General features: G+C 72.0%; 10 protein-coding genes. 5 read left to right on the plus strand and 5 right to left on the minus strand.

Going from position 1 to position 13309, the window contains the following annotated elements; all coding sequences use genetic code 11:
• Positions 1 to 16 precede the first annotated feature (16 nt).
• Complete coding sequence (locus ACQEWB_RS02855; protein WP_432826653.1) at positions 17 to 1627, plus strand: oleate hydratase; 1611 nt, start codon at positions 17 to 19, stop codon at positions 1625 to 1627.
• An 80-nt stretch (positions 1628 to 1707) separates the two neighbouring features.
• Here the strand turns inward: ACQEWB_RS02855 and ACQEWB_RS02860 are convergent, their stop codons facing one another.
• The gene (locus ACQEWB_RS02860) at positions 1708 to 2955 is read right to left on the minus strand and encodes an MFS transporter (RefSeq protein ID WP_432826655.1); all 1248 of its coding nucleotides are present in this window, start codon (positions 2953 to 2955) and stop codon (positions 1708 to 1710) included.
• A gap of 309 nt (positions 2956 to 3264) precedes the next feature.
• Between ACQEWB_RS02860 and ACQEWB_RS02865 the strand changes: the two genes are divergently transcribed.
• Genes ACQEWB_RS02865 through narI form a run of 4 tightly spaced genes read left to right on the plus strand, consistent with a single transcriptional unit; the run spans position 3265 to position 10011 of the window.
• Entirely contained in the window at positions 3265 to 6969 is a 3705-nt protein-coding gene (locus ACQEWB_RS02865) for a nitrate reductase subunit alpha (protein WP_432826657.1), read from the plus strand.
• Positions 6969 to 8492 carry a nitrate reductase subunit beta gene (gene narH, locus ACQEWB_RS02870; protein WP_432826659.1) on the plus strand — a complete coding sequence of 508 codons (1524 nt, stop codon included), beginning with the start codon at positions 6969 to 6971 and terminating at the stop codon, positions 8490 to 8492. Before ACQEWB_RS02865 ends, narH begins: the two co-directional genes overlap by 1 nt.
• Positions 8489 to 9280, plus strand: coding sequence for a nitrate reductase molybdenum cofactor assembly chaperone (narJ, locus tag ACQEWB_RS02875; RefSeq protein WP_432826660.1), 792 nt, complete (start codon positions 8489 to 8491; stop codon positions 9278 to 9280). The genes narH and narJ overlap by 4 nt, the downstream gene beginning before the upstream one ends.
• Positions 9277 to 10011: a respiratory nitrate reductase subunit gamma gene (narI, locus tag ACQEWB_RS02880; RefSeq protein WP_432826662.1), complete on the plus strand. Its 735-nt coding sequence runs from the start codon at positions 9277 to 9279 to the stop codon at positions 10009 to 10011. Before narJ ends, narI begins: the two co-directional genes overlap by 4 nt.
• A gap of 66 nt (positions 10012 to 10077) precedes the next feature.
• On the opposite strand, the gene ACQEWB_RS02885 is transcribed toward narI, so the two are convergent.
• The 4 genes from ACQEWB_RS02885 to ACQEWB_RS02900 form a co-directional block, all read right to left on the minus strand.
• Positions 10078 to 10518: a pyridoxamine 5'-phosphate oxidase family protein gene (locus ACQEWB_RS02885; RefSeq protein ID WP_432826664.1), complete on the minus strand. Its 441-nt coding sequence runs from the start codon at positions 10516 to 10518 to the stop codon at positions 10078 to 10080.
• A gap of 140 nt (positions 10519 to 10658) precedes the next feature.
• Positions 10659 to 11333, minus strand: coding sequence for a helix-turn-helix domain-containing protein (locus ACQEWB_RS02890; RefSeq protein WP_432826666.1), 675 nt, complete (start codon positions 11331 to 11333; stop codon positions 10659 to 10661).
• A gap of 235 nt (positions 11334 to 11568) precedes the next feature.
• Positions 11569 to 12192 carry a hypothetical protein gene (locus ACQEWB_RS02895; RefSeq protein ID WP_432826668.1) on the minus strand — a complete coding sequence of 208 codons (624 nt, stop codon included), beginning with the start codon at positions 12190 to 12192 and terminating at the stop codon, positions 11569 to 11571.
• A 175-nt stretch (positions 12193 to 12367) separates the two neighbouring features.
• The gene (locus ACQEWB_RS02900) at positions 12368 to 13198 is read right to left on the minus strand and encodes a universal stress protein (protein WP_432826670.1); all 831 of its coding nucleotides are present in this window, start codon (positions 13196 to 13198) and stop codon (positions 12368 to 12370) included.
• Positions 13199 to 13309 lie beyond the last annotated feature (111 nt).

The raw sequence follows: 13309 nt of genomic DNA on the forward strand, positions 1-13309 counted from the left end.
CGACAGCGTGGCAGGCGTGGTTCCCGATCGACCTGCGAGAACGAGGAGTTGTGTGATGGCGAAGGCCTATCTGGTGGGCAGTGGCATAGCGGCGCTCGCCGCGGCCGCGTTCCTGATCCGCGACGGTGGCTTCGACGGTGCGGACATCCACCTGTTCGAGGAGCAGCGGTCCGTGGGCGGCAGCCTGGATGCGGGCGGCACCCCGGACGCCGGCTACTCCATGCGCGGCGGGCGGATGTTCGAGGCCGAGTTCCGGTGCACATACGACCTGCTGTCCGGCATCCCCACGCTCGACGACCCCTCGTTGTCGGTGACCGAGGAGATCCTGGCCGGGCACGAGGACTTCGCCTGGGACGACATCGCACGGCTCGTCGACGCGGACGGGAAGATCGTCGACACCTCCGCCATGGGGTTCTCCGAGCACGACCGGCTGGACCTGGTCCGCTGCCTGGCCGCCCCCGAGGGGCACCTGGACGGCAAGCGCATCACGGACTGCTTCGGCGAGCACTTCTTCACCACGAACTTCTGGTTCATGTGGTGCACGACCTTCGCCTTCCAGCCCTGGCACAGCGCGATCGAGTTCCGCCGCTACCTGCGGCGGTTCATCCACCTCTTCCCGCAGTTCGCGTCGATGCGGGGCATCCACCGGACCCGCTACAACCAGTACGACTCGATCGTGCGGCCCCTGACGGCCTGGCTGCGCGAGCGCGGTGTGACCGTGCACACCGGCACCCGGGTCACCGGCCTCGGGTTCACGGCCGGACAGCACAGCGGCACCGTCGAGACCATCCACCTCTCCCGCAACGGCATCGAGGAGAAGATCGCCGTATCTCCGCAGGACCTGGTCCTGGTGACGAACGGTTCCATGACCGACGCCTCCAGCCTCGGCTCGCACACCTCCCCGCCGCCCCCGCCCGCGCACCGCTCGCAGGCATGGCTGCTGTGGCACCGCATCGCCCGCGGACGCGAGGAGTTCGGCAACCCGGCGGCCTTCGACAAGCACGTCAAGGAGTCCCGCTGGGAGTCCTTCACGGTCACCGCCAAGGATCCCGTCTTCCTCGACGCGCTGGCCGAGTTCGGCGGCCGGGAGACCGGCCGGGGCGGGCTGATGACCTTCACGGGGTCCAACTGGCTGCTCACGATCGTCGCCAACCGCCAGCCGGTCTACCGCGACCAGCCCGAGGGCGTCTCGGTGTGGTGGGGCTACGGCCTCTTCCCCGGCCGCGCCGGCAACCACACGGGCAAGCCGATGACGATGTGCTCCGGCCGGGAGATCCTCGAAGAGGTCCTGCACCACCTGCGCCTCGACGAGGCGCGGGCCGCCCGCGTCCTGGAGACCTCCACCGTCGTGCCCTGTGTGATGCCGTACATCACCAGCCAGTTCCTGGTACGCCGGCGTGAGGACCGTCCCCGGGTGGTGCCCGAGGGGTCGGTCAACCTGGCGTTCATCGGGCAGTTCGCGGAGGTGCCCGACGATGTGGTCTTCACCGTCGAGTACTCGGTGCGCACGGCCTGGACGGCCGTGGCCCGGCTCCTGAAGCTCGACAAGCAGCCGCCCCCGGTCTACAAGGGCCACCACGATCCGCACGTGCTGGCCGCTGCGCTGGAGACGATGCACCGCGGGTAGCCGGAGACCGCACACGGCCGCGGGCGGGACTCGGTGTTCGAGTCCCGCCCGCGGCCGTGTCGTCCGTCTGGTGCGAGGGCTCAGCCCGCAAGTGCCGCCGGGCGCCGGCGGGTCACCGTGCGGCGGACGCCGGTGCCGGTGAAGACAAGGGCCGCACCCGCCACCAGGGCCAGCAGGATCAGGCCCAGGGCGTACGAGCCCAGGGCGCCGTACACCGAGCCCATCACCAACGGCGGCACGAATCCGCCCAGGCCACCCGCGGCGCCCACGACGCCGGTGACGGAGCCGACCTTGTCCGCCGGGGCCAGCAGCGCCACCAGAGCGAAAACCGCTCCGCTCCCGGCGCCCAGCGCGGCGGCCATGATCAGACAGGCGACGGTGCCCAGAGGTGCCAGCGCCGGGGTGAAGGACTGCAGCACCGCACCGGCGACCACGGTCGTCAGCGCCATGCTCAGCACCCGGACGGGGCCGGTCCGGTCGGCCAGCCAGCCGCCGACCGGCCGCATGGCGACCGCGAGCAGCACGAACCCGGCCATCCGGTTCGCCGCGTCCGTCTGGGTGAGGCCGTAACCGGTCTTCAGATACGTCGGCAGATAGACCGAGAAGGCGACATAGCCGCCGAAGGCGACGGCGTACAGCGCGGCGGCCTGCCAGGTGATGCCGAGGCGCAGGGTGGCCGCCAGACGGCGCGGCAGCGGCTCGTCGGGCACCGTGCGGCCGGGGGCGTCGCGCAGGAAGAGCGCCGCGACCACGGCGTAGGCCACGAGCACTGCGGCGGTCAGCAGGAAGGGGTCGGCCATGCCGTGCGCCTTGACCAGCTTCACGGTCGTCAGGGCGCTGATCGCGGTGCCGCCCATGCCCATGCCGAAGACACCGATGGCAAGGCCTCGCCGCTCGGGCGGGAACCAGGCGCTCACGAAGGGCACCCCGACGGCGAACGCGGTGCCGCCTATGCCGAGGAAGAACCCGCCGACCAGCAGCGCGCCGAGCGAGGAGTGCCCGGCGAGGCCCAGATAGATCACCGGCACGATGGTCGCGGTCGAAACCAGCGGGAACATCACGCGCCCGCCGTAGCGGTCGGTCAGCGCACCCACCGGGATGCGGCCCAGGGAGCCGACCACGACGGGCACGGCCACCAGCAGCGACTGCTGGAAGGAGGTCAGCTCCAGGGTGTCCTTGAAACGCGGGCCGAGCGGGCTGAGCAGCGCCCATGCCCAGAAGTTGACGGCGAATCCGATGGTGGCCAGGGCCAGCATCAGCCACGCCCGGCCGGACACCGGGGTCCTCTCGGCCTCGGTGCCGCTTCTCCTCGTCGACGGCTGGAACATGCCGCCTCCTCGTTCTGTTCGCGGGTGGTGCGGCCCCGGGATCGGCATGGGGGCGCAGGCTCCGGACGCGCGCCGCGCACCGGTGGTCCGCTGTCACTGTGCGCGCTGCGGGCCCTCCCGCACGGTGGGCCGACAGTCCTCTTCACCGGGTCCGGCGGTCCCGGCTCCCGGGGCGGAGCGCGTCGCGGTACGGCTCCCGGCATGGGGCCGTTGGGCCCCATCGGCGGGCCGGGGGTGGGCCGGAAGGTCACCCCGCGGGGACCGGCGGCCCCGGTTCACGGCGGCCTGTGCCGCCTAGCGTTCCTGCTCATGGAGAACGAACGCAACGTACGGCGACGGGCGTCGCGCGTCGACGAGGGCTGGCCGCTTGCCGCGCGCAGGCTGCTGACCCGCCGTGAGGTGTCGGCCGACGGACGCGCCGTGTTCGGCGAGACCGACGGCGAGTGGGAGGGCTTCTACCGGGACCGCTGGGCGCACGACAAGGTGGTGCGCTCCACGCACGGCGTCAACTGCACGGGGTCCTGCTCCTGGATGGTGTACGTGAAGGACGGCATCATCACCTGGGAGCACCAGGCCACCGACTACCCCTCCATCGGCACCGACTGCCCCGAGTACGAGCCGCGCGGCTGCCCGCGAGGGGCGTCCTTCTCCTGGTACACCTACTCCCCCAGCCGGGTCCGTTACCCGTATGTCAGGGGCGAGTTGCTCAAGCTGTGGCGCGAGGCGCGCCGCCGCCTGGGCGACCCGGTGGCCGCCTGGGCCGAGATCACCTCCGACCCGGCGAAGGCCCGGGCGTACAAGCGGGCCCGCGGCAAGGGTGGCCTGGTCCGCGCCGACTGGGACGAGGTGACCGAGCTCGTCGCCGCCGCCCACGTCCACACGGTCAAGGCGTACGGCCCCGACCGCGTCGCCGGCTTCTCGCCGATCCCGGCGATGTCGATGGCGTCCTTCGCGGCCGGCGCCCGCTTCATGTCGCTGATCGGCGGCACGCTCCTCTCCTTCTACGACTGGTACGCCGACCTGCCGATCGCCTCCCCGCAGGTCTTCGGCGACCAGACGGACGTGCCGGAGGCGGCCGACTGGTGGAACGCCGGCTATCTGGTGATGTGGGGCTCCAACATCCCCGTCACCCGCACGCCCGACGCGCACTTCCTCACCGAGACCCGCTACAACGGCGCCAAGGTCGTCGCGGTCAGCCCCGACTACGCGGACAACGTCAAGCACGCCGACGAGTGGCTGGCCCCGCATCCGGGCACGGACGGGGCGCTGGCGATGGCCATGGGCCACGTGATCCTGCGCGAGTTCCTCGTCGACCGTGAAGTGCCCTACTTCCGCGAGTACTTGAGGACGTTCACCGACGCCCCGTTCCTGGTCACCCTGCGCGAGCACGAACGAGGACTGGTCCCCGACGGGTTCCTCACGGCCGCCGACCTCGGCCGTGACGAGGAGACCGAGGAGAACGCGGCTTTCAAGACCGTCCTCCTGGACCGGGCCACCGGAGAGCCGGTGGTCCCGGGCGGCTCGCTCGGCTTCCGGTGGGGGGAAGCCGGGCGCGGTCGCTGGAACCTCGAACTGGGCGATGTGGTCCCCGAGTTGAGCCTGCTGGAGCGGGCCGAGGAGACGGTCGGGGTCGTGCTGCCGCGGTTCGACGAGGGCACCACGGAGGGCGGTTCGGTCATGGTGCGCGGGGTGCCCGTGCGCCGGATCGGCGGCCGGCTGGTGACCACGGTCTTCGATCTGATGCTGGCCCAGTACGGCGTCGCGCGGCCGGGTCTGCCGGGTGACTGGCCCACGTCGTACGAGGACGCCTCGCAGCCGTACACCCCGGCCTGGCAGGAGACCGTGACCTCGGTGCCGGCCCAGCAGGCGGCGCGGATCGCCCGGGAGTTCGCGCGCAACGCCGAGCGCACCCAGGGCCGTTCGATGATCGCGATGGGCGCGGGCACCAACCACTGGTTCCACTCCGACACCATCTACCGCGCCTTCCTGGCGCTGACGACGATGACCGGCTGCCAGGGCGTCAACGGCGGCGGCTGGGCCCACTACGTCGGCCAGGAGAAGATCCGCCCGGTCACCGGCCTGCAGCACCTGGCCTTCGCCTTCGACTGGCAGCGGCCCACCCGGCACATGGCGGGCACCTCCTACTGGTACCTCAACACCGACCAGTGGCGCTACGAGGCCTTCGGACCCGAGGAGCTGGCCTCGCCGCTCGGTGAAGGGCGCTTCAAGGGGCAGGCGTTCGCGGACTGTCTGGCCCAGGCCGTCCGGCTCGGCTGGACGCCGGGCCACCCCGGCTTCAACCGCAATCCCCTGGACCTCGCCGACGAGGCCGCGGCGGCGGGCCGGCCGGTCGCCGAGCACATCGTCGAGGAACTCAAGGCCCAGCGGCTGCGGTTCGCCGCCGAGGATCCGGACGACCCGGCCAACTTCCCGCGCGTGCTCACCGTCTGGCGGGCCAACCTGCTGGGCTCCTCCGGCAAGGGCAACGAGTACTTCCTGCGCCATCTGCTGGGCACGGACAGCGCGGTGCGAAGCCAGGAGGCCCCGCCCGAGGCCCGGCCCCGGGACGTGGTGTGGCACGACGAGGCGCCGGAGGGCAAGCTCGACCTGCTGGTCGCCATGGACTTCCGCATGACGTCGACCGGCCTGCTCGCGGATGTCGTCCTTCCGGCCGCCACCTGGTACGAGAAGGACGATCTGTCGAGCACCGACATGCACCCCTTCGTGCACGCCTTCACCCCGGCCATCGCCCCGCCCTGGCAGGCCCGTACGGACTACGACGCGTTCCTGACGATCGCCGACCGGTTCAGCGAGCTGGCCGCCGAGCATCTCGGCACCCGTACCGACGTCCTCGCGGTACCGCTCCAGCACGACACGCCCGACGAACTCGCCCAGCCCGGCGGGGTGGTCCGGGACTGGAAGGCCGGCGAGTGCGAGCCGGTGCCGGGGCGCACCATGCCCAGGCTGGTCACCATCGAGCGGGACTACGCCGCCGTCGCGCAGAAGATGCGTGCCGTCGGCCCGCTCCTGGACAAGCTGGGCACGACGACCAAGGGCGTCACCGTCCACCCCGACCAGGAGCTGGCCGAGCTGCGCCGCCGCTGCGGCACCGTGCGCGAGGGAGTCGCCGCCGGCCGGCCGTCCCTGGCCACCGCATCCGACATGTGCGAGGCGATCCTCGCCCTGTCCGGCACCACCAACGGACGCCTGGCCACCGAGGGGTTCCGTGCGTTGGAGCGGCAGACCGGCAGCGAGGGCCTGGTGGAGCTCTCCGCCGAGCGGGCGGCCGAGCGGATCACCTTCGCCGACACCCGCGTCCAGCCCCGCCCGGTCATCACCTCGTACGAGTGGTCGGGCAGCGAGACGGGCGGGCGCCGTTACTCACCCTTCGTCATCAACACCGAGCACAAGAAGCCCTGGCACACCCTGACCGGCCGACAGCACTTCTTCGTCGACCACGACTGGATGGCCGAGCTCGGCGAGCAACTGCCCGTCTACCGGCCGCCGTTGGACGCTCGCCGCCACTACGGCGACGAGGAACTGCACGACGGGCGCGCGGAAGTGACGGTGCGTTACCTCACCCCGCACTCCAAGTGGTCCATCCATTCCGAGTACCAGGACAACGCCTTCATGCTCGCGCTGTCCCGCGGCGGGCCGGTGATCTGGATGTCAACGCAGGACGCCGAGAAGATCGGGGTCAAGGACAACGAGTGGATCGAGGCGTACAACCGCAACGGCGTCGTCGCCGCCCGCGCGGTGGTCAGCCACCGGATGCCGGAGGGCACGGTGTACATGTACCACGCCAAGGACCGCACGGTGAACGTGCCGAAGACCGAGGTCAGCCGCCGGCGCGGCGGCATCCACAACTCCCTGACCCGGCTGCTGCTCAAGCCGACCCATCTCGCGGGCGGCTACGCGCAGTTCACGTACGCCTTCAACTACTACGGCCCGACCGGAAACCAGCGCGACGAGGTCACCGTCATCCGCCGTCGCAGCCAGGAGGTGGAGTACTGATGCGCGTCATGGCGCAGGTGGCGATGGTCATGAACCTCGACAAGTGCATCGGCTGCCACACCTGCTCGGTCACCTGCAAGCAGACGTGGACCAACCGCACCGGCGTCGAGTACGCCTGGTTCAACAACGTCGAGACCAAGCCCGGCGTCGGCTACCCGCGCCGCTACGAGGACCAGGAGCAGTGGAAGGGCGGCTGGATGCTCGACAGGCGGGGCCGGCTGGTCCTGCGCTCGGGCGGACGTGTCAGGCGCCTGCTGTCGATCTTCTCCAACCCGGACCTGCCGTCCATCGAGGACTACTACGAGCCGGTCACCTACGACTACGACAACCTGGTCAGCGCCCCGGCCGGCCAGGACATCCCCGTCGCCCGCCCCCGATCCGTGCTCACCGGCAGGCCCACCGCCATCACCTGGGGCGCCAACTGGGAGGACAGCCTCGGCGGCGCCCCGGAGAACGCCGGCGCCGACCCCAACCTCACCGGGGAGTGGGCGGAGAAGGTGCGCTTCGAGTTCGAGCAGACCTTCCTCTTCCACCTCCCCCGGCTGTGCGAGCACTGCCTCAACCCGGCCTGTGTGTCGGCCTGTCCGTCCGGCGCCCTCTACAAGCGCGTCGAGGACGGCATCGTCCTGGTCGACCAGGACCGCTGCCGGGGCTGGCGGATGTGCGTGACGGCATGCCCGTACAAGAAGGTCTACGTCAACCACGCCACCGGCAAGGCCGAGAAGTGCACCTTCTGCTTCCCGCGCGTCGAGGCCGGCCAGCCGACGGTCTGCTCGGAGACCTGCGTGGGCCGGCTGCGCTATCTGGGGCTGCTGCTGTACGACGCCGACCGCGTCGGCGAGGCCACGGCGGCCCCGGAGGAGCAGGACCTGCTGGAGGCACAGCGCGGTGTCTTCCTTGACCCGAACGACCCCGAAGTGATCGCGGCGGCACGGGAGTCGGGCATCCCCGAGGACTGGCTGACGGCCGCCCGCCGCTCCCCGGTGTACGACCTCGTGATGCGCTACAAGGTCGCCCTGCCGCTGCACCCGGAGTACCGGACGATGCCGATGGTCTGGTACGTCCCGCCCCTCTCCCCCGTCCTCGACGCCGTCACCGAGGCCGGCGGAGACCAGGACGACCCCGACCACGTCTTCGCCGCCGTCACCCGGCTGCGCATCCCGCTGGACTACCTGGCGAGCCTGTTCACCGCGGGCGACACGGACGTGGTCGCGGGCGTATTGATGAAGCTCACCGCGCTCCGTTCGTACATGCGCCTGCGCACGCTGGGCGAGGAGGGTGACGAGGCGGAGCTCAAGGCCGTCGGTCTGACCGCCCGGGAGGCGGAGGACCTGCACCGGCTGCTCGCGATCGCCAAGTACGCCGAGCGCTATGTCATCCCGGCCGCGCACAAGGAGGACGCCGCCGCGCTCAGCGCGATGGAGAACCGCTGCCCGGTGGATGCCGCCGAGCAGCCGGCCGGACGCCGGGTCATGCTCGGCCTGCCCACGCTGCGCCGCAACGCCTCCGGAGGCCCCTCATGAGCCCGCTGCCCACCACGCTCCCGGCCATCGCCCGCGCCCGCGTCCGGGCGGCCGTGCGGCGTCGCTCGGCGATGACGCCCGAGGAGGCGGACCGCAGGGCACTGCTGCTGCGTCTGCTCTCGCTGCTGCTGCAGTACCCCGATCCCGAACTCACGGAAGCCCGGCCCTCGTTGGCGGCCGCGGTGGCCGCTCTGCCGTCCTCCCCGGCCGCCGGTGAACTGGCCGCTTTCATGGACTGGTTCGACGGCCGGGATCCCGACCTCCTGGCCCGGCACTACGTCGAGATGTTCGACCTGCGCCGCAAGAGCAGCCTCTACCTCACCTACTACCTGCACGGCGACACACGGCGGCGGGGCATGGCCCTGCTCGCCCTGGCCCAGCGCTACCGGGCCGCCGGCTGGGACGCCGACGGCGGCGAGCTGCCCGACCACCTGCCGGTCGTCCTGGAGTTCGCCGCGCTCGTCGGACCCGGCCGGGGCGAGGCACCCCTGCGGCAGCACCGGCGCGGGCTGGAACTGATTCACCGGGCGCTGACCGACGCCGAATCGCCCTACCGACATGTGCTGGGCGCGCTGCTCACGCTGCTGCCACCGCCGACGGAGGCCGATCTGGCTGCCGTGGCAGAGCTCGCCGCCCAGGGTCCGCCGCAGGAGGAGGTCGGGCTCGATCCCTACGGCGCCTACGGAGCCGGAGAGTTCGCCCCGCCGGAGACGTTCGTACCGCCGCCGCCCGCCCAGCCGACCCGGATACCGCCCGTCGCGGCCGACCGCTCGAAGGACCCTCGATGAACTCCGCCTCCCTGGTCCTCGCGGCCTCCCCGAGCGGTGCCGACCTGCTGCTGTGGGTCGCCGTGCCCTACATCTGTCTCGCCGTGTTCGTGGTCGGGCACGTCTGGCGCTACCGGCAGGACCAGTTCGGCTGGACCTCCCGGACCAGCCAGCTCCTCGAACACCGCTGGCTGCGCTGGGGCAGCCCGCTGTTCCACATGGGCGCCTTCCTGATGATCGCCGGGCATGTCGTCGGCCTCGCGGTGCCCGCCTCCTGGACCGAGGCGGCCGGCGTCGGCGAGCACGCGTACCACACCACGGCCGTGTGGCTGGGCTCCGTGGCCGGCGTGGCCATGGTCGCCGGGCTGGGCATGCTGAGCGCACGGCGGCTGCTGACCCGCCGGATCCGGCTCCGCACCGACCGCAGCGACAAGCTCCTCTTCCCGCTGCTGTCGGCCGCGGTCCTGCTGGGCATCTCCGCCACCGCCGCCCACAACGTCTTCGGCGGTGGCTACGACTACCGAGAGACCGTCTCGGTCTGGTTCCGCGGCCTGTTCGTCCTGCGGCCGCGGCCCGAGGCCATGGCCGACGCCCCACTGCTGTTCCAGCTCCACGCGCTGAGCGCCTGCCTGCTCTTCGCGGCCTGGCCGTTCACCCGCCTGGTGCACGTGTGGAGCGCACCGGTCGGCTACCTGACCAGGCCGTACCTGGTGTACCGCAGGCGGCCGGCGCCGGGCGGCTACTCGTCCTGACTGACCGAAACCGTTCCGAGGCCGTCCTGGAGTGGTCCGCACCGCTCCAGGACGGCCCGTGGCCGTTCAGGGCGCCAGGTCCACTCCGTACAGGCTGCGTCCGCCCACGAGTTCGCGGCCGGTGACCAGTTCGGGCTCGACTCGGACGAACACCTCCTGGGGCGAGGGCGCCCAGGAGCGCGGGCCGGTCCGGAGCAGGCGCTCGTGCTCGTCGGGGTCGGTCACCACCATGGCCGGGCCGGTGACGACGACGCTCCAGCCGGAGTGCGTGGCCGCGTCGACCTCGTCGACCTCGAAGGCGACGACCACACCGTCGACGGCGCGGATCAGCTCCGAGGCCGCCGAGGTGCGCAGCAGCACCGCGCCGTCCGCGTCCAGGCAGAAGTTGACGGGCAGCACGGCAGGCAGTGCCTGACGCGTGTGGACGATACGGCCGACGGGCACCTTCGCCATCAGACGCAGGCACTCCTGCCGTTCGAGTTCACGGAAACCGTCGTTCGGATACATGGGCCAGCCCGTCTCTCACCTGGATGCTGCGCCGGGGCGTTGTGCCGGATTCAGCGCTGGAGCGTTCCGTCCATCGTCCGTCGGGCGAGGGCCCCGGGTGAGGGTCCATCGGTCCCGGCCCGACCGGAGAACGTCCCGCGTCAGACCGTGATACGACGCCCCGTGATCACGAGAGGATCGATGCGCACCCACTGGTCGCGGTGTCCGCCGGCCCAGGGTGCGCTGCGAGCGCGGTCGGCGAGCCGGCGTACCTCGTCGGGGTCCGTCACAGTGCGCGCTCGACCGCGCACCAGGACGCTCCAGCCGCTGCTGAACGCGTCGTCGATGCGGTCGACCTCGAAGGCGATCTGGCAGCCGGCCGCCTGGGAGGGGATGCTGCCGGGTTCGGTCCGGAAGACGATCGCGCCGTCGACGAGGCTGTAGTTGACCGGCACGACGACGGGCCCGGACACCGTGGGCACCGCGATCCGGCCCACGCCGTGCGTGGCCAGCAGCTCCCGGCACTCCGGCACGCCCAACTCCGCGAGTCCGGCGGTGCGGGCAGGCTGCCCCAGTCCGTACGGCAGCTCGGTCGGACCGCCGGCGAGCTCGCGCACGGTGGTCTCCAGAACCTCTGCCAGCCGCAGCAGGACGCCGGGGCCCGGCGCGGCTCCTGGATGCTCCTCCAGGTACTGGACGTAGCCCGGCGCCATCCCGGCCCTCGCGGCCGTCTCCCGCCGGGTCAGCCCGAGTTCCGCCCGCCGTGCGGCGAGCCGCCGCCCAAGGTCGCCCAGCGCCTGTTCCTCCGCCGTCCGGGACGGCGCCTGGTCCGCCATGGCCCGTCACTTCCTCTCCTGCGACCGGGCACCGGCCCGATGCCGGGACTGCCCCGCAGGTCCAGCTTGTGGCGGTCCCGGAAGGCGCGCTTGGGCCGGTCGGTCCCCACCACGCGGCCGGACGGAACCCCTTGCGGACCTCGCCGGTGCTGCTTCCGGTCCCGGGCACGAAAAGCCGGGGCACCGCCGCGGCGTCGCGGCGGTGCCCCGGTGCAGGGCGGCTGGTCGGACGAGGTCAGAGCAGCCAGTGGTTGCGGCTGACGAAGGGCAGTCGCGCCCAGGCCTTGCCCAGGCCCCAGGTGGCGCCGGCGCCCGCGGCCGCGAGGGCGATCAGGACGACGGCGTAGATGACGTGGTAGTCGGTGAACGGGTTCGTCGACATGCTCGGCGAGCCGTCGGACAGGTGCTTGGCCGGCGGCCATTCGGCGATCCACATCAGCGCCATCATCGCGGTGCCGGCCACCGCGGCGATCCGCAGGCCGATGCCCGCGATCAGGGCGAGCCCGACGCCGAGCAGGCCCAGCATGAACAGCCAGTCCGCCCAGCCCGCGCCGGCCCAGTCGTGGAAGGTGGACTCCATGGGGCCGGCGGCGACCGAGCCCAGGAAGCCCTTGGTGGGCGAACCACCGTCGATCCAGCCCTTGCCGGACGGGGTGGCGTAACCGAAGCCGAAGGTCTTGTCGAGGAAAGCCCACAGGAAGACGAACCCGGTCAGCAGGCGGAGCGTGGCGAGGACATGCGTGCTGGTCGCCGAGAGGACGACCGCGCTCGTCTCGTCCGCGGAGTGCTGGGCCGTGCCGGACCTGCGCAGGGACAGGTGGAACCGCACGTGCCGTTGCGGGTGATCGTGGACTGCCATGATTGCTCATCCCTTTCTAGGGGTGACGCGCGGAATGTTGACGACTGTCGTAGCGCTTTCAATGTCCCGCTTCCGCCGCCGGCGCCGGAGGGGCTGCGCGGCCCGTGGTCCGGGGCCGAACGTCCCCGTTGCGAAGGCCTGTTCAGCCTCCCGGGCGGGCCGGTGGTGGGTCCCGTCAGCCGGTCGGCACGAGAACGACGGGGCAGTGCGAGCGGTGCAGCAGGGCGTGCACGACCAAGCCCGGGCGCGGCCCGCGCCGCTCCGTGCGGCGCCGGACGCCGACGACGACCACACCGGCCTCGCGGGTGGCCTCCAGCAGGGCGTGCGCGGGTGCCGTACGCACCGTGCGCGACTCGACCCCGACCTCGGGGTACTTCTCCCGGAGCGCGGCCACGGTGAAGCGCGGCACCACCTCTTCGGCGGCCTCCCGCCGGGCCAGTTCCCGCTGTCCCGGGCTCGTCGCGGGGATCAACGACGGCGTTTCGGGGGTGATGTGGCGGTGGGACCAGGAGTGCAGGACGCGCACCCGGACGCCGCGCCGCTCCGCCTCCTGGAAGGCGTAGGCCGCCGCGTCCGTGTCGGCGTCGCTCTCCAGTCCCAGCAGCACCTCGCGGTCCTCGTCGCACCGGTGGTCGCCGCGCACCACGAGCAGGGGGCCGTGCGTGTGGGCGGCCAGGCGCAGACTCACCGAACCGAACAGCGCTCCGGTGAGCCCGCCGAGCCCGCGGTTGCCCACGACGGTGAGTACCGCGTCCCGGCTCTCGCGGACGAGGACCTCCACCGCGCCACCCACGGCCGGTACCGTCTCGACCAGCAGGCCGGGGTGATGGACGTGTATCCGCGAGAGGGCCGAGGACAGGATCGGTCCGGCCTCGTCCAGGTCGGACACGGCATGGACGAGGCGCAGGGCGACGCCACGGCGCTCCGCCTCCTGTGCCGCCCAGTCCAGGGCCCGTACGGCGATCAGCGAGCCGTCCACTCCGACGGCCACGTGCTGGGAAGTCATGTCGGTGCTCCCTTCGGTGCTTCCGTACGGGCGGATCCGGACGGAACGGCCCGGCACAGGCCTACCTCCCAGGCTCCGGCGGACGGCCCGGCGCGGAACGGGGCCATCGGT

The sequence above is a fragment of the Streptomyces sp. CA-249302 genome, from assembly GCF_050936785.1.
Classification (GTDB): Bacteria; Actinomycetota; Actinomycetes; order Streptomycetales; family Streptomycetaceae; genus Streptomyces.